We start from the raw sequence: 18,664 nt of genomic DNA, 5'->3' as shown, positions 1-18,664 counted from the left end.
GGGACAGCGCGTGGCTCTCAGCGCCGTTCGAGACTCGCCACGTGCGTCTCGATCGACGATCCTCGGGCGGTCTCCACGCACGAGGTCACCGCGGGAGAGTCGCGCAGGTCGTTGTACTCGCTCCAATCGCTACAGCCCGCCAACAGGGCCGCTACGCAGATCGCACCCGTCGCAGCGACAGGGATGCGGCTCACTCCGCGTTCAGGCTCTCGATCAGCGCCCGCACGCGGCCCTTGATGTCGTCACGCACCAGCCGAACCTGCTCCACAGGGAGCCCGGCCGGGTCGGTGAGCTCCCAGTCCTCATAGCGCTTGCCCGGGAAGATCGGGCACGCGTCACCGCAGCCCATCGTGATCACGACATCGGCCTGACGCACGGCATCGGTCGTCAGGATCTGCGGGACAGCACCCGCGAGGTCGATCCCTTCCTCGTTCATCACGGCGACAGCGGCGGGATTCACCTGATCGCCAGGCTCACTGCCGGCCGAGAACACGTCGACGCGGTCGCCGGCCAGCGCTCGGAGATAGCCCGCGGCCATCTGCGACCGGCCGGCGTTGTGCACGCACACGAACAAGACGGCGGGCTTCGGGGTGGTGGCGGACGTGTCGGTCACTTCGGCGGCTCCTCGGTCGGGTGTGTTGTGCTGATGCTAGTGGCGGGAAGTGAACGGCGATGAATCAGGAAGCCGACATGCGTACCGCCGGGCCGCCAGTTGGCGGGCGGGAGCCGACATCCGCGTGCACATGGCGGTAGAGGCGGGCGTCAGCGGCACGTCAGGATGGATCACGCCACAACGATGTGGCCACGACCACTGGAGGTCATCATGACGACCACGATCCACCCCGCTCCCCCGTTCGACGTCGAACTCGGCGCAGCGCTCGCCGCCTTGGGCGAGATGCTCCCGTCCACCCTCACCCCCGAGATGATCGGCCCGATGCGCGACGGCGGCTTCTTGGCCCCGCCGATCGCCGACCTCATCGCCGACCGTCCCATCCGGCACGAGGAGCGCACGGTTCCCGGCCCGGCGGGCGCCCCCGACATCGTGATCTCCCTCTTCACGCGCACCGACCACGTCGCGGGCGGACCGGGGATCTACCACACCCACGGTGGCGGGATGGTCATCGGCGACCGCTTCACCGGTGCCGACGAATTTCTCAGCTGGGTGCTCGAGTTCGACGCCGTGGTTGCGTCGGTCGAATACCGGCTCGCCCCCGAGAACCCCGATCCTGCTCCCGTCGACGACTCGTACGCCGGGCTCGTCTGGTTCGCCGAGCACGCGGAGGAACTCGGGGTGGACCCCGCTCGCATCGTGATCGGCGGCGCAAGCGCCGGGGGCGGCCTCGCTGCGGGGGTGGCCCTGAAGGCGCGGGATCTCGGAACACCCGCCCTCGCCGGCCAGCTGCTGATCTACCCGATGCTCGACGACCGCAACGAGACCGTCTCGAGCCACCAGGTCGACGGTTTCGGGGTGTGGGATCGCGGCAGCAACGACACCGGCTGGAATGCCCTCCTCGGCGAACGACGCCGCACCGCCGACGTCTCCATCTACGCCGCACCCGCCCGCGCGACCGACCTCACCCGACTGCCACCCGCCTTCATCGACGTCGCCACAGCCGAGGTGTTCCGCGACGAGGATGTCGCCTACGCGACGAAGATCTGGGAGCAGGGCGGCGTGGCCGAATTGCATGTGTGGCCGGGCGGATTCCACGGTTTCGACGCCATGGCACCGCAGGCCGCGCTCTCCATGGAGGCCCGAGCCGCACGGGTGGCGTGGCTGCATCGAGTGCTCGGGGCCTGAGCTCAGCGCGAAGCTCTGCCTCATCGCCCCCGCCGCAGCTAGGGTGGTGGGGCAGAGACCCCTACCAGTGAGCAGCGAAGATGCAGGAACTCGTGGGTCGCCTGACGGCACTCGACGCCGAGGCGACGGAAACCCTGAAGGTCATCTCCTATTTCGATGCCCTCGTCGACGGCCGGGCGGGAGTCGACGTGCTCCTGCGCGGTGCGGCCGTGCTGAGCGGATGCGCCGCGGGATTCAGTGCGGAAGGCCGCACCCATCGAGTCGACGCGACGGGCATCCGCTCCCCCGGCGTGCACGGAACACCCGAGCGCATCGACGGATGGCCGACACACACGTTCGGAGACGATGGGAGAGCCTGGATCGAACGCGAGGGCGCGGCTCACGCGAATGACGAGATGATCGTGGAGCGACTCGCGATCGCGCTCGACATCGCGATCGACCGCACGTCGCCCGCCGCCGCGTCGCGGAGGGCCATCGAGACCCTCATCGACTCGGATTCCAGCGAGGAGGCACGGGTCGCCGCAGCGACGCGGCTGCACCTCGATCCCTCGGCCTCCTATCGGGTGATCGCGACGCCGTCATCGGTCGAACATGCTCGGCCGAGCCTCGTGATCGGCACGGCTGCCGGAGCGGTCAGGGTCTCGATCCAATCGCCGGCCGACACGGGGGATCTCGAGCGGGCGGGCATCGGTGTCGCAGCACGCGCCGACGCGCTCGACTCGTCGTGGGCATCCGCTCTGGTCGCCCTGCGACTGACGTCGGCGCACTCCCCCGTGGTCGACTCGGAGAGCCTCGGAGGGCTCCTCGTTCTGGCCGCAGCGGTCGGATCAGGCCCACCGGCTCCGGATGCGCTCGCCGTCGGAGCGCTTCTCCGCGCACATCCGCAGCAGGAGAATCTCCTCGACGTGCTCGCCGAGAACGACAGCCTGCGCGCGGTCGCCCTCGAACTCGGCCTGCACCACTCGACCGTGCAGGCGAAGGCGACCCAGATCGCCCAGGCATTGGGCTTCGACGTGCATTCCCCGGGCGGCCGGGTGCGCCTCACCCTCGCGCTGGCCCTGCACCGCCTGGCCACCACCCGCCTCGACTGAGCCGTCGATCAGACCACTCCTTCAGCGGAGCCTCCGATCAGCGCGGCAACCTGGTGAACACGTAGTGCACGACGCCCGAGGTCGACGCCGTCACCTCGACCGAGAAGCGGTCTTCCAGCCCTTCGAGGCCGTCCCACAGACGTACCCCGCGGCCGAGCAGGATCGGCACCACCACGATGTGCAGGTGATCGACGAGATCCGCCTGGAGGAACTCGCGCACGACGGTGGGGCCACCGCCGAGTCGCACATCGAGAGCGCCCGCCTGCTCGGTCGCCAGCGCCAGGGCATCGGCAGGGCCGAGCGAACGAAACAGGAACGTCGTCTCGCCGACCGCCAGGTCGGGCCGCTCGTGATGGGTGAGCACCACCACCGGTGAGTGGAACGGCGGTTCCTCACCCCACCAACCGCGCCAGGACTCATCCTCCCAGGGCCCCTGCTGCGGCCCGAACTTGCGGCGCCCCATGATCTCGGCGCCGATCCCTTGGTTCGTGGCCGACGCGAAGGCATCATCGACGCCGCTCGTGCCGCGCCCCACTGCCTCATCGTCGTGGCCCGTCATGGCCACGAAACTCCGGGTTGGAAAGAACCAGCTCATCAGCCGATGCCCCGCGTGCCCGAACGGCGTCTCGAGCGACTGCCCCTCGCCCGTCGCGAACCCATCGAGCGACACCGCGAGATTGTGAACCCTGAGCTTCGTCATGCCGCCACGCTAGCAGCGAATGTGTACATCGTCCACATTCAGGCGTCCGTCCTCAGCCCTCGAACTGGGCGAGCTGCAGGAGGTTGCCGCAGGTGTCGTCGAGCACCGCGATGATCACGGGACCCATCGGCGTGGGCGGCTGGGTGAACGTCTCCCCCAGCGCCACAAGCCGGTCGTACTCGGCCTGCACGTCGTCGACGCCCAGCACGAGGTACGGGATACCGTCGCCCGCGAGCGCTTCGGTGAATGGTGCGACCGCCGGATGCGCCTTCGGCTCGAGCAGCAGCCGGGTGCCGTCAGGCCGATCCGGATCGACGACGGTCAGCCACCGATGCTCGCCGAGCGGCACGTCGTCGCACACCACGAACCCGAGTCGGGACGTGTAGAAGTCGAGCGCACGCTGCTGGTCGTCGACGAAGATGCTCACGGTCTGGAGTCTCACGGTGTCTCCTCTTCTGCCGAACACCGATCGGCGATCAGCGCGAGCGGTGTGGTGTCGATCGTGTCACGCACCCCGACTTCCTGCACGGTAGGCACGCGCACACGCGCCTGTCAACTCCTAGACTCGTGGCAGGCAACCGAAGGGATGGTCACATGATCGGCATCTGGACACTGCTCATCTCGCTCGCGTTGCTCGCGATCACGATCACGGCGGCGGTCATCTGCTTCCGCAGCGGCAACCGGATCGCCATCGTACTGGGCCTCGATTCCGCCCTCATCGCTGCACTCGGCATCCTGCTGAATTCCGCCACACGCGGCGAGCTCTCGTGGCTCGATCTGCTGATCTTCGGCGCCCTGCCGATCGTCTTCGCCGTCATCGGCGTGCTCATCTCGCTGCGCCGCACCGACCAGGACGAGCGGTACACGACCGCAGCCCACTGACCGTCGGCGCTCACCCACGACCACTGGCACACCCACGACGAGCACCACCAGCACGACCACGAGCCGGCACAGGATGTCGGCCCGCGCGGCTGGCACAAGCATCCGCACACCCACGCCCCACTCACCCACACGCACGAGCACTACCCCGACAGCCACCACCGCCACACACACTGACGGCACGGCACGACACGGCCCGGGCTTCGTCAGCCCACGAGCCTCCGCAGCCCCCGCGTGATGCGCCGTGCGAGGCGCCTCTCGGGAGAGCCGAACGGGTCGTCGACCACCATGTAGGTCCAGGTGGAACTCGGCCGACGGAGGGCCGCGAGACCGGCGTCCACACGCCCGGCCGCCCGTGCGCTCGCGACGGCCTCGGCCACCGCTGCGGACACCCGCGGAACGAACTGCTCGAACTCCGAATAGGCGATCTTGTCGTAGACGGCGAGCGGATCATCGCGCGCAAGCGATCGAAGATGGATACCCTCTCGCGCAGCCGCGAGCACCGCCGCGTGCCGGCTCCACTCCGCGTCGAGGTGATGGAGCACGAGCTCGCGCCGGAACTCGACGACCGCCTCGGTGCCGAACTGCAGTTCGAGTACGGCGAGGCCGGCTGCACTCTCGTCGGAGGTGAGGCCCTCGGGCACCTCCCCGTGGAACACGCCCTCACGAAGCCGCAGCACCGCCTCGCGTTGCCGGGCAGGGATCTCGGAATAGTGCAACGTCGACGTGCGGAGTTGTTCTCGCGTCGCCTCGGCAACCCTCTGCGCGTGATCGAAGAGTGCCGCATCCGCTCGGATGGCGTCGCCGCCCTCCTTCTCGGCCACGTCGAGATTCGCCACGATGACGTCGTCGTCGAGGCTCGCGAAGAACACCGTCGACCCCGGATCACCCTGCCGCCCTGCCCGGCCCCGCAGCTGCCCGTCGAGCCGGGAACTGCTCTGCCGCTCTGCGCCGATCACGTACAGGCCGCCAAGGCCCAGGATGCGCTCGCGATCGTGCTCGTCGACTCCGCCCAGCCGGATGTCGGTTCCCCTGCCCGCCATCTGGGTCGAGATGGTCACGCGCCCGAACTCACCGGCCCGCGCGATGATCTCCGCCTCCTCCGCGTCGTTCTTCGCATTGAGCACCACGGTCGCGACACCGGCTTCCGCCAGCGCGGTCGCGAGGGTCTCGGATGCCGCCACACTCCCGGTGCCGATCAACACCGGCCGCCCCGTGCGGGCGACGACGACGACATGCTCGACCAGGGCGCGCTGCTTCTCGTCTCGGGTGCGGAAGACGCGGTCGGGCAGGTCGTCTCGCACCGACGGCACGCGCGGGTCGACCTCACCCGTGGTGAATCCGTAGGACTCGGCGAGCAGTTCCGCGACATCCATCGCCGTGCCGCTCATGCCGCACACCGACGCATACCCCCGGATGAGAGCACGCACCGTGATCGAGTCGAGCACCTCGCTCAGGACACTCGTGCCGAGCCCCTCCTTCGCCTCGATGGCGGCGTGCAGCCCATCGGGCCACCGCTGGGCGGCCGCGATGCGGCCGCGCGCCGTGTTCACGACCTCGAGCGCACCGTCGCGAACGAGGTAGTCGACGTCGCGTTGCACGAGGGTTCGCGCGTGCAGCGCGAGATTCACGGCCGTGAGGTGATCGTGATCCGACGCGAAGAGATTCGTCAGACCGAGCGACTGCTCGATGCGGGCCGTGCCCGCATCGGTGAGCGAGACGTTGCGGCGGTCGGAGTCGACCTCGAAGTCGGTGCCATCGTGCAGCTCGGCGACCGCGGCCGCGACCACGCGGGGATCGATGTCCGCCGCCAGGCCGTCGTCCTGGTCAGGAGACGCCTCGCCGGCGAGCACGAGAGGTGTGGTGGCCTCGTCGATCAACACCGCGTCGACCTCGTCGACGAGAGCGACATCCCGCTCCACGATCGCATCATCGGCCGGATCGGTTCGGAACCGGTCGCGCAACACGTCGAATGCCACTTCGCTGACCGACACGTAGGTGACCTCGCAGAGGTAGGCGGAGCGGCGCTCGTCCCGATCGAGCTCCGCCGACACCCAGCCGACGCTGATACCGAAGGCGCTGTAGAGCGGGGCCATCCACTCCGCGTCGCGCCGGGCGAGATAGTCGTTCACCGACAGCACGTGCACCGAACGCCCCTGGAGAGCGCCCGCGATCGCGGCCAGTGCCCCGGCGAGGGTCTTGCCCTCCCCTGTGGCCATCTGCACACCGTGCCCGTGGAGAAGCGCGAGCGCCGCCACGAGCTGCCCCGGATAGGCTCGCAGGCCCACTGCCTCTTCGGCGGCCGCCGCCGCCCGTGCGCAGAACTCGCGCTCCTGCTCGGCGCTCCACCCCCGAGTGCCGGAAGAACGCAGCGCCGCCAACGCGCCGGGCCGGGGCGCCGCCGCCGGGCGGGTCAGCTCGGCGGACGCGACCACCCGCCGCTCGAGGCGGAACTCGGCCACTCCCCCGATGCCCAGGAACTGGCGGAGCATCCTGCCCCGCGCCCGCTGCACCATTGCATGAGTATACGTCGCGTTTGTGACGAGACCCGACCCGGTTCCCCGCCGCCGGACAGGTGACTCCCGCCCGCGTTTGTTACCCTCGACAGGTGTCATCCATCAGTCGCATCGTGTCGCCCTCGGGGCGTGGGGAGGTTGCCGGCGTCGTTCTCGCCGGTACCAGATAGCCGCCTCCCGCGGTAGAGATCCCCGCTCGCGCGTCGCGCGGGCACAGACGCGGCCGCGAGGCCGAGACGATGACGATTGGTATGAGAACGATGACCCCTTTGACCGAACAGCAGATTCGCGCATCCTTCGTGAACGCCTCCCGCAAGGAGGTGTCGGATGCGGCCTTCCCCACCGATTTCGCGCAGACCCGCTTCGAGGCGCTCGACTACTTCGGCTGGCACGACCGCAAGCTCGCCCGCCGCAGCTACATCGTGGCCGAGGTCGACGGCCGACCTGTCGGCGTCGTGCTGCGCCAAGCCGACGCCCGTCCGCTCACTCGCCCGCAGTGCTCGTGGTGCTCCGACGTGAACCTCACGAACGACGTCGTGTTCTACTCGGCGAAACGCGCGGGGGCGGCAGGCCGCAACGGCGACACGATCGGAACCCTCATCTGCGCCGATTTCGGATGCTCCGCCACGGTGCGCAAGCTCCCTCCGATGGCGTACATCGGCTTCGACGCCGAGGCGGCCCGTATCGACCGCATCCGGGAGCTCCAGCTGCACGCTGAGGCCTTCGCTCGCGAGGTGGCGCACACCGGCTGACCCGGTACCGGGAGAGCGCCTGCCGGGTTCGAACGGGTGCGCGGCCGCAGATCATCGCGGGCGCGCACCCGGTTCGAGCATGCTCCCGAGCAACCCCGTCAGCCGGGCGCGGTCGCCCGGAGCGAGCGCTGCGGTGAGCGGCGCCAGAGCTGCGCCCGCCTCGACCGTGATCCTGTCGGCGAGCTCCCGCCCGCCGGGCGCGAGGAACACCTCGATCGCCCGGCCGTCGTCGGCGCTCGGAGCCCGCTCGAGCAACCCGCGCTTCTCTGCGCGGTCGACGAGCCCCGACAGCGTCGAGCGCTCGAGACCGAGGTAACCGGCCAGGCCCGCCATCCGCAACCGTCGGTCGCGCAGGATCGCGAGCACGCGCAGCTGCGTGAGCGAGAGGTCGTGCGCGGCGGCAAGAGAACTGAGGGCGGCGATGACCACGAACGACGACTGCACCAGGGCGTCGACCAGTCCTGGATCTTCGGGCTCGGAAGTGTCCATGACTCAAGACTACTTGTCATAGTTCGTATCACCAACTATTATTAGTTCGTATTACGTACTAAGGAGCCCTCATGAAAGCCGCTGTCGTTCACACATTCGACCTCGCCCCGCGATTCGACGAGTTCCCCGCGCCCTCCGCGCTCATCGACCACCAGCTGGTGGTCGATGTGCTCGCCGCCGGTCTGCACCCGCGCGTGCGCTCCCAGGCCGACGGCTCGCACTACACGAGCACCGGCGTCCTCCCGCTGGTGCCAGGGGTCGACGGCGTAGGTCGCGGCAGCGACGGCCTCCTCCGCTACTTCGTGCTCGGCGACACGACACTCGGTTCCCTGGCCGAGCAGACGGTGATCGATACTCGACGGAGCGTCGTGCTCCCCGAGGGAAGCGACCCCGTCAGCGTCGCGGCCGCGATGAATCCCGTGATGTCGTCGTGGCTCGCTCTTCGCCGCCGCATCCCCTTCGAAGCCGGCCAGTCGGTGCTCGTGCTCGGCGCCACGGGCAGCGCGGGTCGCATGGCGGTCCAGGTCGCCGCCCGCCTCGGCGCATCGCGGATCGTCGCCGCGGGCCGCGACGCGGCAACCCTGTCGGAGCTCCACCACTTCGGTGCCGACGATGTCGTGTCACTCGCGGGCGACTCAGTCGAGGTGGCCCGCAGGGTGGGCGCCGCCGCATCCGATGTCGACGTCGTGCTCGACTACGTCTGGGGCGAGCCCGCATCCGCCGCGATGACCGGCATCGTCACCCAGCGCGCCGATCGGGGAATTCCGCTCGCCTGGGTGCAGATCGGCTCCGTCGCAGGACCGACCGCCGGTATCCCGTCGGCCGCCCTGCGCTCGTCGAAGCTCTCGATCGTGGGGAGCGGGCAGGGGTCGGTGAGCACGCGCGACATCCTGGCCGAACTGGCCGACATCGCCGCAGCGATCACGGCGGGAGGGTTCGAGGTCGATCCGCTGACCGTTCCGCTGAGCGACGTCGAGCAGGCGTGGACGGATGCGCCGCTCGCGCGCCGCCGCATCGTGATCGTTCCCTGACGGTCGGTCTCAGCCGCCGGCGCTCAGGATGGAGTTCAGGGCGAACACGATGATCAGGCCATTGAAGAAGAAGCTGATCACCGAGTGCCACACCACGCGCCAGCGCAGTCGGCTGCTCTGCACCTCGATGTCGCTCGCAGCGAACGAGGTGCCGAGGGTGAACGAGAAATAGACGAAGTCGACCAGACGCGGATACGGCGTCGACGGGAACCGCATGATGGGCTCAGCCGCCTTGTAGTAATCCTGGTAGTAGATCTGCGCGAAGCCCCAGTGCAGGAGCCCCCACGACAGCACCATCGCCCACACCCCCACCACCACGGTGAGTTGACCCCACTCGGGATCGGACCGGTAGCTCACGAGCTGGATCGCCGCAGCCACTCCGATCAGGCTGGTGAGGATGGTGGAGACGAACGCCACCACCCGAGCAACCCGGCCCACTTCGAGCCGCGACGGCCGCAGCGGCCGGTCGGTGGACTGGCGCGAGAGCCGGCCGAGCACGATCACCGCCACCAGAACGTAGAGCGATCCGGCCAGACACCAGGTGAGCAGGATGAACGCGCCGCCAAAGTCGCTCTCGTCGAAGAGATAGCTGAGCCCGAGCGCCACGAGGCCGAGCTGGGCGAGGGAGCTCAGGATGAATCCCACGAGAAGCCAGCCGCGCTTGGTCGACGTGCCGGGTTCGTGGTGCGGAGCAGCTTGCGGCTCCGGCTCAGGAACCGGCAGGCCGGATGGCTCGCCCCCGGCCAGCATGGCTCAGTCGGTTCCGGAGTCGAACGCCGCGCCTTCGGAAGCCGCGTCGGTGGCTCGCTCGAGGGCGGCGGAGGCCGCATCCGACCCCGCGGTGCCCTCGAGGATCTCGTCGGCCTCGCCGGCTTCGAGGGTGCCCACGAGTTCAGCCGTGGCTCCCCCGATGATGCCCGCCGCCGCGTACTGCTCGAGTCGCGAACGCGAGTCGGCGATGTCGAGGTTGCGCATGGTGAGCTGGCCGATGCGGTCGCCGGGCCCGAAAGCGGCGTCGCCGACGCGCTCCATGGAGAGCTTGTCGGGGTCGTAGCTGAGCGCGGGGCCCGTGGTGTCGAGGATCGTGTAGTCGTCGCCGCGACGGAGCCGCAGGGTGACCTCACCGGTGACGGCGGAGCCGACCCAGCGCTGGATGGACTCGCGCAGCATGAGCGACTGCGGGTCGAGCCAGCGACCCTCGTACATGAGGCGGCCGAGGCGGCGGCCCTCGGTGTGGTAGTTCGCCACGGTGTCCTCGTTGTGGATCGCGTTGAGGAGGCGCTCGTACACGATGTGCAGCAGCGCCATGCCCGGCGCCTCGTAGATGCCGCGGCTCTTCGCCTCGATGATGCGGTTCTCGATCTGGTCGGAGGCACCGAGACCGTGGCGGCCGCCGATGGCGTTGGCCTCGAGCACGAGGGCCACCGGGTCGGCGAACTCGACGCCGTTGATGGCGACGGGGCGGCCGGCCTCGAAGCGAACCGAGACCTCCTCGGTGGCGATCTGCACGTCGTCGCGCCAAGCCGCGACGCCCATGATCGGCTCCACGATGTCGAGCCCGGTCGAGAGCTCTTCGAGCTTCTTCGCCTCGTGCGTGGCGCCCCAGATGTTGGCGTCGGTGGAGTAGGCCTTCTCGGTGGAGTCGCGGTAGGGGAAGCCGCGCGCCACGAGCCACTCGCTCATCTCGGTGCGCCCGCCCAGCTCGCCCACGAACTCGGCGTCGAGCCAGGGCTTGTAGACACGCAGACGCGGGTTGGCGAGCAGGCCGTAGCGGTAGAAGCGCTCGATGTCGTTGCCCTTGTAGGTGGAGCCGTCGCCCCAGATGTCGACACCGTCGTCCTTCATGGCGCGCACCAGAAGCGTGCCGGTGACGGCGCGGCCGAGCGGCGTGGTGTTGAAGTACGTCTTGCCCCCGGAGCGGATGTGGAACGCGCCGCACTGCAGCGCCACAAGACCTTCCTCGACGAGAGCGCTCTTCGCGTCGACGAGACGGGCGATCTCGGCGCCGTACTCGATGGCGCGGCTCGGCACCTTGTCGATCTCGGGTTCGTCGTACTGGCCGATGTCGGCCGTGTAGGTGCAGGGCACAGCGCCCTTCTCGCGCATCCAGGCGACGGCGCAGGAGGTGTCGAGACCCCCGGAGAAGGCGATGCCGACACGTTCGCCGACAGGGAGGGAGCTGAGAACCTTGGACATACCAAAACCCTAGCGCGGCGAGGGATGCCCGATCGCACGCTCCACGGTCGTTCGAGCTCCCTCAGCCGCCGAGCGCCGCGATCTTGCCGAGCAGCACCGCGCGCTGCCGCTCATTCGCGGTGAGACCGGCAGCCGTGGCCAGCTCGGAGCGCGCCTCATCCTTTCGCCCGAGGCGCGCGAGCAGTTCGCCCCGCACGCTCGGCAGCAGCGGCGACCCCCGCAGCGACCCCGCTTCCTCGATCTCATCGACGATACGCAGAGCGGATGCGGGCCCGACGGCCATCGAGACGGCCACGGCCCGGTTGAGGTCGACGACGGGGTTCGGCGCCAGACGCCCGAGCGCCTCATAGAGCACCACGATCCGCTCCCAGTCGGTCTCGGCGATGCTCGGCGCGATCGCATGGCACTCGGCTATGGCCGCCTGCAGGGCGTAGGGGCCACGCCCCCGGCCCAGGGCATCCGCTCGAGCCAGCGCCGCGCTCCCCCGCACGATCTGCGCGCGGTCCCATCGCGTGCGGTCCTGATCCTCGAGCAGCACCGGGGTGCCGTCCGGTGTCGTGCGCGCCCCGAACCGAGAGGCCTGGAACTCCATCAGCGCCACCAAGGCGTGCACCTCGCCTTCGCGAGGCAGCAGACCGGCGAGAACGCGCCCGATGCGGAGGGCCTCCCCGGCCAGCTCCGCGCGCATCCACCGGTCTCCGGATGTCGCCGCATAGCCCTCGGTGAAGATCAGGTACACGACCCCCTCGACAGAACCGAGTCGGGCGGGCCACTCGGCCGGCTCGGGCGTCTCGAAGGGCACCTGCGCCGCCGTGAGTGTCTTCTTCGCCCGCACGATCCGCTGCTGCACGGTCGCGACCGGGAGCAGGAACAGCCGCGCGATCTCCTCGGTGCTGAGCCCGCCCACGACGCGCAGAGTGAGGGCGACACGCGCGTCCTGGCTGAGCGCCGGGTGGCAGGCGATGAAGATCAGACGCAGCACGTCGTCGTCGATCGGCTCCCAGCCGGCGCCGCCCGGGGCATCCGGGCCCGCCGCCTGGCCTTCGAGGTCGTGCGCGATGGCCCGGTAGCGATCGTCGAGCCGCGCGCGCCGCCGCCAGCTGTCGATCGCTTTGCGCTTCGCCACCGCGGTGAGCCAGGCCCCGGGATTCTGCGGAACCCCGGTCTCCGACCACTGTGAGAGCGCGTCGACGAGGGCCTCCTGCGCGAGATCCTCGGCGAGGCCGACGTCGCCCACCATCTTCACGAGCGTCGCCACGATGCGCGCGCTCTCGATGCGCCAGACGGCGTCGACCGAGCGCCGGGCGTCCATTACAGCGCGGGGGACGTGCCCTCGGACTCCGCGGCCCGCCACTCCTTCTCCTTCTGGATGAACTCGTTGTCGGCGTAGTCGGCGAAGTCGCTCTCATCCGTGATGCGGCGCACCTCGAGCTTCGTCCCGGCGCCGAGCGGCGCGCGGAGCGCCCACTCGAGCGCCTCCTCCTTCGACGACACCTGCAGGATCCAGAAGCCGTTGAAGAGCTCGTGCACCTCGCCGTAGGGGCCGTCGGTCACCGCGGGGGGCTGCGCCGAGAAGTCGACCACGAAGCCCTCCTTGGCATCGCTCAGGCCGTCGCCGCCGATGAGTACGCCGGCGGTGATCATCGACTCGTTGAACGCGCCCATGGCGTTGATGATCTCCTCGAAATCGAGATCCTTCGACGCCTCGATGGCCTCGGCCGTGGTGCGCATGATCAGCATGTACTTCATGGGATGTCTCCTCCATCGTGGGGTGCCGTTCATGGCTCCCTCTACTATCGCGTCGAACAGCCGCGACCGAAATCGACATCGCACGGAAAAATGTTCTCGGGAACCCTCAGCCCGCGTCGCGATGCGCCCGGAGGAGTCCGCCGTTGACCCAGATCTCGAGTCCGTCCCGCCGCCCCAGTGACGTGAGGCCCGCGGATGCCTGCCACCCGGCGTGCGCGTCGCCGCCCCCCGGGGCAAGCACCAAGCCCCCTCGGGCGGTGATCGAGCCGGCCAGGCTCCGTAGCTCTCGGGGCGAGGGGCCCCCGACCGCATCGGCGGGCGGATCGAGCAGCACCAGATCGCCCTCCCGGATGTCGCCGAGCACCTCGAAGGGCGGCCGCTCCAGGAAGGCGATGTCGCGCTGCGCCAGCAGGCGCCCGAGAGCGAGGAGGTTCGAGGCGTCGAAAGCGACCGAGTCGCGGCCGTACTCCGCCTCGTCGAAGCGACGGAGCGGACGGCCATGCGCATCCGCGCGCGCACTACCGCGCAGATACACGAAACGTGCAGCCCGCTCCACCGATTCGGATGCGGCGCCCACCTCCCCCGCACGGCCCGCGTCTCCGCGCACCGCGGAGTCGCGCAGGGCCGCGAAGTACGAACGGCTGTGGCGGTCGCCATGGAAGGTGACCGCGTCGACGAGCGCCTCGGGTTCGGACTGCGCCACCTGCCACACCGTGAGCAGCTCCGACTCGGTCGATGCCATCGTCACGAAGGCGCCCGGATGCCGGCTCATCACGGTGATCGCGAGCGAGCCGCCATCGAGCGCGAGATCGACGAACCCGTCGAGCCGAGACGGAAGATACTCGGCAAGGATCGTCGCCCGGCGGCGTGCCGCTACGCTCTCGAGATACGGAGACCGAATCGAGTGCATCGCTCCATCATCCACCGGCGGTCGTCACCCATCGTCACGACCTGTTCGTGTGCGGCGTATCAGGCCCGTGGCTCGTCGAAGTAGGAGACGTGCACCTCATTGCGGGCGCGTGCCGCTTCGGCGCGCTCCTGCCGCAGGCGCTCCGACTTCTCGGCGCGTTCACGAGCCACCTCCGGGTCGACCTCGACCTTGCGAACGCTGAGCGAGCCCTTCGTGGCCGGGCTGGTGCGCTTCGGCGCCGCTCCGGATGCCGCAGACTTCGCGCGTGCAGCAGCCGAGCTGCGGGGCGCGGCCACCACAGGCTCCTTGCCCGATCCCGAGCACCGCAGACCTGTCTTGTCCTCGTGCTGGATCAAGGTTCCCGACACCAGGCCGACCGCGATCGACCTTCCGCAGAGCGGGCATTTGCTTGTTGTACCGCTGGCCATCTGTTGTGTTCGATCCTTCCGACCGTTCGTCTTGAATCCCCTGTGCCCCACCCGAATCCTCCCACGGAACCCACACCCCGGTCGACGCCGGCGTCGATCTGTGGAATACCGGGGCGGTGCTGGAGTTGAATAGAACCATGCCACTCACAGGAGAATACGAACCGGGAACCAGCGATTGGGCCCGTCAGCAGCTCGAGACCTACGAAGGCTCGGGCGGCACCGAAGGAACGATGCTGAACGGAATGCCCGTCATCATCCTCACCTCGGTGGGTGCCCGCTCAGGGCGTCTGCGCAAGAATCCGCTGATGCGGGTCGAACACGATGGCGAGTACGCGGTGGTGGCCTCGCTGGGCGGCGCACCGAAGCATCCGGTCTGGTACTACAACCTCGTGAAGAACCCGCACGTCGAGCTGCAGGACGGCCCCGTGAAGCACGACTACACCGCGCGCGAGATCACGGGCGACGAGAAGGCGATCTGGTGGGAGCGCGCCGTGGCCGCGTACCCTCCCTACGCCGACTACCAGAAGAAGACCGATCGGCAGATCCCGGTCTTCCTGCTGACCCGCCTCGAGTCGGCTCAGTCGTAGCCGGGGCGCCTGCCTAGGCCTCGCCGAACCCGGTCTCCACGAGGTCGGCCAGCGCGTTCACCGCGTCGGCCCCCTGGGGATCGGCGCTGGCGATCTCCACCTGGGCGCCTTTCGTCAGCCCCATCGACATGATGCCGAGCAGGCTCTTGGCGTCTTTGCCGTTCACCGTCACCTTGATGGGGAACGAACTGGCGAGCTTCACGAACTCGGCCGCGGGCCGGGCGTGCAGACCGTCTTTGTTGATGATGGTCACCGTGCGCGACGGGGTGGCGGATGCGGCCGCCTCCGCCTCGAACACAGGCACCGCCGCGACGGCGCCGTCGCCCGCATCCGCCACCTTCGACGGTGCGGCCTCGTTGGCCGACTCACCGGCCGCCACCACGTCGTCGAGCGACGCGCCGGACTCGGCCGCCACGGCAGCGGCCACGCCGCCCTCCACGAGCGGTGCCGACACGATACGAACACGCGCCTGAACCTCCTCGTCGAGGAAGTCGAGCGCGGTCTCCGCGGTGAGGATGGCGGAGCCGAGGTCGCAGAAGATCGCCACACCGGAACCCGAATCGGCCTCGCCGACGGCGGCGCTCACCTTGTCGAAGCTGGTGCCGATGCCGCCATCGTCGGTGCCGCCGGCCGCGACGAGCGCGGTGGTGCCGGCCATCTGGCGGGCGAGCTCGACGAGACCTTCGGCGATCTTCGCGCTGTGCGACACGAAGACGATGCCGACGTGCTGCACGGTGCTCGCCACGTTCACAGGCCCTTCGCCGCGTCGGCCGCGGCACGGATGATGAGCGACGACGACTGCGCGCCCGGGTCGCGGTGCCCGATGGCTCGCTCGCCGAGGTAGCTCGCACGGCCCTTGCGGGCGACGAGGGGCTCGGTGTCCACGGCACCGGCCTCGGCGGCAGTGGCCGCCGCATCCAGGATCTCGACCTCGCTCTTGCCTTCGGCGAGAGCAGCGGCCGCGGCGTCGACCGCGGGAGTCCACGCGTCGATCATGGTCTTGTCGCCCGGCTCGGCCTTGCCCCGCAGCACCACGCCGTCGCGAGCGGCCGTGAGCAGCGCCACCAGGGCGGCGCCATCGAGTTCGGGCTCCTTGCCCACGGCGCCGGCCGCTTTGAGATAGGCGGTGCCGAGCAGAGGACCGGATGCGCCCCCCACCGTGGAGATGAGCGTGGTGGCCACGAGTTTGAGGGCATCACCCGGAACGGCGTCGGACGGCAGCTCCCCGAGCTTGGCCAGAACGGCCGTGTACCCGCGGTCGAGGTTCTCACCGTGGTCGCCGTCTCCGATCTCACGGTCGAGCGTCACGAGTTCTACCCGGTGCTCGGAGACCACGCGCGCGGAGTCCTTGATCCAGTCTGTCGTCCAGGTGATGCCCAGAGTCATGCGTCTACCTTCCCCACCGCAGATTCGATCCCGCCCGTCATGCGGGTGATGCACAGAGTCGCTGTCATGCGTCTACCTTCCCCACCGCAGATTCGATCCCGCCCGTCATGCGGGTGATGCACAGAGTCGCTGTCATGCGTCTACCTTCCCCACCGCAGAGCGGCCGTCTGGACCGGCGCGTCGTAGAGCGCGGTCAGTTCGTCGTCGAGCTTCAGAACACTGATCGAGACGCCCTGCATCTCGAGCGATGTGACGAAGTTGCCCACCAGCGAGCGGGTGACCTCCACGCCCTTCTCGGCGAGCACCGCGGCCGCGTGGCGGAACACGATGTAGAGCTCCACCTGAGGCGTGCCGCCCATGCCGTTCACCAGGAGGTGCACCTTGTCGCCGGACGCGAGTGGCATGTCTTCGAGGATCGGCGCGAGCAGTCGGTCGACGATCGCGTCGGCCGGCTCGAGCTTGATGCGCTCGCGGCCGGGCTCGCCGTGGATGCCGATGCCGATCTCGATCTCGTCGTCGGCGAGGGTGAAGCTCGGCTCCCCCGCGTGCGGCACGACACAGGGCGTGAGGGCGACACCCATGGTGCGCACCTGCGAGTTGACCTTCGTGGCGATGGCGGCCACAGCATCGAGGTCGTCGCCCCGCTCGGCGGCCGCGCCGGCGATCTTCTCCACCAGAACCGTGCCCGCCACGCCACGCCGGCCGGCCGTGTAGAGCGAGTCTTTCACCGCCACGTCGTCGTCGACGATCACGGTGCGCACCTCGATGTCGTCGGCGGCCGCGAGGTCGGCCGCCGTCTCGAAGTTGAGAACGTCTCCCGTGTAGTTCTTCACGATGTGCAGCACGCCTGCACCGGAGTCGACGGCCTTCGTGGCGGCGAGGATGGGGTCGGGCGTGGGAGACGTGAAGACGGGGCCGGGAACGGCGGCGTCGAGCATCCCGTAGCCGACGAATCCGCCGTGCAGGGGCTCGTGGCCGCTGCCGCCACCGCTGACGATGCCGACCTTGCCCGCGACAGGCGCGTCTTTGCGCACGATGTAGATGGGATCGTGGGACACCACGACGATGTCGCCGTGAGCGGCCTCGAAGCCGGCCACCGCTTCGTCGACGACGTTCTTCGGATCGTTGATGAGCTTCTTCATTGAAATTCCCTTCGATCGGACGTTCGTCGCCCGCGACGGGAGCCCGGACCGGGCCATCCAGTGCAAATCTACGCTGTTTGCGATTCGATCCGGTAGCGCCGATCCCACCCTGTGGAGAACGACCCACCGGAGTGGGCGCGGGGGCATGTACCTGGCAAGATCCTGGGGATATGCTCGGGACATCCCGTTCACCACGGAGGCCACAGCGGGTGGCCGAACAGTGCGAAAGAAGGTCATCGTGGACAATCTCGGAATCGATTTTCTCTCGGAGCTGGTGGGTACAGCCCTCCTTGTGCTCCTCGGCTGCGGTGTCGTGGCCAACGTCGCCCTGACACGCACCAAGGGCTTCAACGGCGGCTTCCTGATGGTGAACATCGGCTGGGGCCTCGCGGTCTTCGCCGGTGTGATCGTGGCGTACGCATCCGGCGCGCACCTCAACCCCGCGGTGACCCTCGGGCTCGTGGCGAACGGCGCGACGGAGTTCGGTTCTGCGGCCACCCCGGTGGATGTGAATTTCTTGACGGTGATCGCGTACATCGGTGCGCAGTTGATCGGTGCGATCATCGGTGCGGTGTTCGTGTGGCTGGCGTACAAGCAGCACTTCGATGAGGAGCCCGAGGCGGCGAACAAGCTGGGTGTGTTCTCGACCGGTCCCGCGATCCGTTCGTACGGGTGGAACCTCGTCACCGAGATCATCGGCACGTTCGTGCTGGTGTTCGTGGTGATCGGTTTCGGTGGTGGCCGTCAGGGCGATGGCGGTCTGGCCGCGCTCGGTGCGCTTCCGGTGGCTCTGCTCGTGATCGGTATCGGCGCGTCGCTCGGTGGTCCGACGGGGTATGCGATCAACCCGGCTCGTGACCTCGGTCCGCGGATTGCGCACTTCCTGTTGCCGATCAAGGGCAAGGGGTCTTCCGACTGGTCGTACTCGTGGGTTCCCGTGGTGGGCCCGATCATCGGTGGTGTGCTCGCGGGGCTGCTCGCCATCCCGCTGCTCCCCATCCTCACCTAGC

22 protein-coding genes are annotated in these 18,664 nt (G+C 69.0%); 7 read left to right on the top strand and 15 right to left on the bottom strand.

Annotated elements, in window-relative coordinates:
- Window positions 1-17 precede the first annotated feature (17 nt).
- Window positions 18-194, bottom strand: a complete 177-nt coding sequence (locus EPO52_RS16165) for a hypothetical protein (RefSeq protein ID WP_290808601.1) — start codon at window positions 192-194, stop codon at window positions 18-20.
- Window positions 191-613 (bottom strand): arsenate reductase ArsC, encoded by a 423-nt coding sequence (locus EPO52_RS16160; protein ID WP_290808599.1) that lies wholly within the window; start codon window positions 611-613, stop codon window positions 191-193. The genes EPO52_RS16165 and EPO52_RS16160 overlap by 4 nt, the downstream gene beginning before the upstream one ends.
- A 210-nt stretch (window positions 614-823) precedes the next feature.
- On the opposite strand from EPO52_RS16160, the gene EPO52_RS16155 reads away from it, so the two are divergent.
- Window positions 824-1,798 carry an alpha/beta hydrolase gene (locus EPO52_RS16155; protein WP_290808596.1) on the top strand — a complete coding sequence of 325 codons (975 nt, stop codon included), beginning with the start codon at window positions 824-826 and terminating at the stop codon, window positions 1,796-1,798.
- A gap of 80 nt (window positions 1,799-1,878) precedes the next feature.
- Entirely contained in the window at window positions 1,879-2,889 is a 1,011-nt protein-coding gene (locus EPO52_RS16150; protein ID WP_290808593.1) for a helix-turn-helix domain-containing protein, read from the top strand.
- A 37-nt stretch (window positions 2,890-2,926) separates the two neighbouring features.
- Here the strand turns inward: EPO52_RS16150 and EPO52_RS16145 are convergent, their stop codons facing one another.
- The gene (locus EPO52_RS16145) at window positions 2,927-3,589 is read right to left on the bottom strand and encodes a dihydrofolate reductase family protein (RefSeq protein ID WP_290808591.1); all 663 of its coding nucleotides are present in this window, start codon (window positions 3,587-3,589) and stop codon (window positions 2,927-2,929) included.
- A gap of 52 nt (window positions 3,590-3,641) precedes the next feature.
- Entirely contained in the window at window positions 3,642-4,031 is a 390-nt protein-coding gene (locus EPO52_RS16140) for a VOC family protein (protein ID WP_290808588.1), read from the bottom strand.
- A gap of 152 nt (window positions 4,032-4,183) precedes the next feature.
- On the opposite strand from EPO52_RS16140, the gene EPO52_RS16135 reads away from it, so the two are divergent.
- The gene (locus EPO52_RS16135) at window positions 4,184-4,471 is read left to right on the top strand and encodes a hypothetical protein (protein ID WP_290808585.1); all 288 of its coding nucleotides are present in this window, start codon (window positions 4,184-4,186) and stop codon (window positions 4,469-4,471) included.
- Window positions 4,472-4,674: 203 nt separating this feature from the next.
- Here EPO52_RS16135 and secA2 read toward each other — a convergent pair whose 3' ends face one another.
- Window positions 4,675-6,984, bottom strand: coding sequence for an accessory Sec system translocase SecA2 (gene secA2, locus EPO52_RS16130; RefSeq protein WP_290808582.1), 2,310 nt, complete (start codon window positions 6,982-6,984; stop codon window positions 4,675-4,677).
- Window positions 6,985-7,244: 260 nt separating this feature from the next.
- On the opposite strand from secA2, the gene EPO52_RS16125 reads away from it, so the two are divergent.
- Window positions 7,245-7,736: an FBP domain-containing protein gene (locus tag EPO52_RS16125; protein WP_290808579.1), complete on the top strand. Its 492-nt coding sequence runs from the start codon at window positions 7,245-7,247 to the stop codon at window positions 7,734-7,736.
- Window positions 7,737-7,787: 51 nt separating this feature from the next.
- Here EPO52_RS16125 and EPO52_RS16120 read toward each other — a convergent pair whose 3' ends face one another.
- Window positions 7,788-8,225, bottom strand: coding sequence for a MarR family transcriptional regulator (locus tag EPO52_RS16120; protein WP_290808576.1), 438 nt, complete (start codon window positions 8,223-8,225; stop codon window positions 7,788-7,790).
- Between the two features lie 71 nt (window positions 8,226-8,296).
- Between EPO52_RS16120 and EPO52_RS16115 the strand changes: the two genes are divergently transcribed.
- Window positions 8,297-9,256 carry a zinc-binding alcohol dehydrogenase family protein gene (locus EPO52_RS16115; protein ID WP_290808573.1) on the top strand — a complete coding sequence of 320 codons (960 nt, stop codon included), beginning with the start codon at window positions 8,297-8,299 and terminating at the stop codon, window positions 9,254-9,256.
- Window positions 9,257-9,265: 9 nt separating this feature from the next.
- On the opposite strand, the gene EPO52_RS16110 is transcribed toward EPO52_RS16115, so the two are convergent.
- The 6 genes from EPO52_RS16110 to EPO52_RS16085 all read right to left on the bottom strand — a co-directional run bounded on the left by EPO52_RS16110 (window position 9,266) and on the right by EPO52_RS16085 (window position 14,407).
- On the bottom strand, window positions 9,266-10,006 hold the full coding sequence (locus EPO52_RS16110; RefSeq protein ID WP_290808570.1) for a DUF1345 domain-containing protein: 741 nt from the start codon (window positions 10,004-10,006) through the stop codon (window positions 9,266-9,268).
- A 3-nt stretch (window positions 10,007-10,009) separates the two neighbouring features.
- Entirely contained in the window at window positions 10,010-11,452 is a 1,443-nt protein-coding gene (gene argG / locus EPO52_RS16105; RefSeq protein WP_290808567.1) for an argininosuccinate synthase, read from the bottom strand.
- A gap of 61 nt (window positions 11,453-11,513) precedes the next feature.
- Window positions 11,514-12,764 carry an RNA polymerase sigma factor gene (locus EPO52_RS16100; RefSeq protein WP_290808564.1) on the bottom strand — a complete coding sequence of 417 codons (1,251 nt, stop codon included), beginning with the start codon at window positions 12,762-12,764 and terminating at the stop codon, window positions 11,514-11,516.
- A complete protein-coding gene (locus tag EPO52_RS16095; RefSeq protein WP_290808561.1) occupies window positions 12,764-13,201 on the bottom strand; it encodes a YciI family protein in 438 nt (145 codons plus the stop codon). The genes EPO52_RS16100 and EPO52_RS16095 overlap by 1 nt, the downstream gene beginning before the upstream one ends.
- A gap of 106 nt (window positions 13,202-13,307) precedes the next feature.
- Complete coding sequence (locus EPO52_RS16090) at window positions 13,308-14,111, bottom strand: hypothetical protein (RefSeq protein WP_290808558.1); 804 nt, start codon at window positions 14,109-14,111, stop codon at window positions 13,308-13,310.
- 59 nt (window positions 14,112-14,170) lie between these two features.
- Window positions 14,171-14,407 (bottom strand): hypothetical protein, encoded by a 237-nt coding sequence (locus EPO52_RS16085; protein ID WP_290808555.1) that lies wholly within the window; start codon window positions 14,405-14,407, stop codon window positions 14,171-14,173.
- Between the two features lie 269 nt (window positions 14,408-14,676).
- Between EPO52_RS16085 and EPO52_RS16080 the strand changes: the two genes are divergently transcribed.
- The gene (locus EPO52_RS16080) at window positions 14,677-15,126 is read left to right on the top strand and encodes a nitroreductase family deazaflavin-dependent oxidoreductase (RefSeq protein ID WP_290808552.1); all 450 of its coding nucleotides are present in this window, start codon (window positions 14,677-14,679) and stop codon (window positions 15,124-15,126) included.
- A 13-nt stretch (window positions 15,127-15,139) separates the two neighbouring features.
- On the opposite strand, the gene dhaM is transcribed toward EPO52_RS16080, so the two are convergent.
- From dhaM to dhaK, 3 genes are all read right to left on the bottom strand, one after another.
- Window positions 15,140-15,871 carry a dihydroxyacetone kinase phosphoryl donor subunit DhaM gene (gene dhaM / locus EPO52_RS16075; RefSeq protein ID WP_290808549.1) on the bottom strand — a complete coding sequence of 244 codons (732 nt, stop codon included), beginning with the start codon at window positions 15,869-15,871 and terminating at the stop codon, window positions 15,140-15,142.
- 2 nt (window positions 15,872-15,873) lie between these two features.
- Entirely contained in the window at window positions 15,874-16,512 is a 639-nt protein-coding gene (gene dhaL / locus EPO52_RS16070) for a dihydroxyacetone kinase subunit DhaL (RefSeq protein WP_290808546.1), read from the bottom strand.
- A 140-nt stretch (window positions 16,513-16,652) separates the two neighbouring features.
- Entirely contained in the window at window positions 16,653-17,654 is a 1,002-nt protein-coding gene (gene dhaK, locus EPO52_RS16065) for a dihydroxyacetone kinase subunit DhaK (protein ID WP_290808543.1), read from the bottom strand.
- 235 nt (window positions 17,655-17,889) lie between these two features.
- Here dhaK and EPO52_RS16060 point away from each other — a divergent pair, with 235 nt between their 5' ends.
- Window positions 17,890-18,663, top strand: a complete 774-nt coding sequence (locus tag EPO52_RS16060; protein WP_290809250.1) for an MIP/aquaporin family protein — start codon at window positions 17,890-17,892, stop codon at window positions 18,661-18,663.
- Window position 18,664: the final 1 nt, after the last annotated feature.

Origin of the sequence: Herbiconiux sp. (assembly GCF_004297105.1) — a bacterium.
GTDB lineage: Bacteria > Actinomycetota > Actinomycetes > Actinomycetales > Microbacteriaceae > Herbiconiux.
Note: the sequence above shows the minus strand (reverse complement) of the source record. Positions and strands in the feature narration are given on the sequence as shown.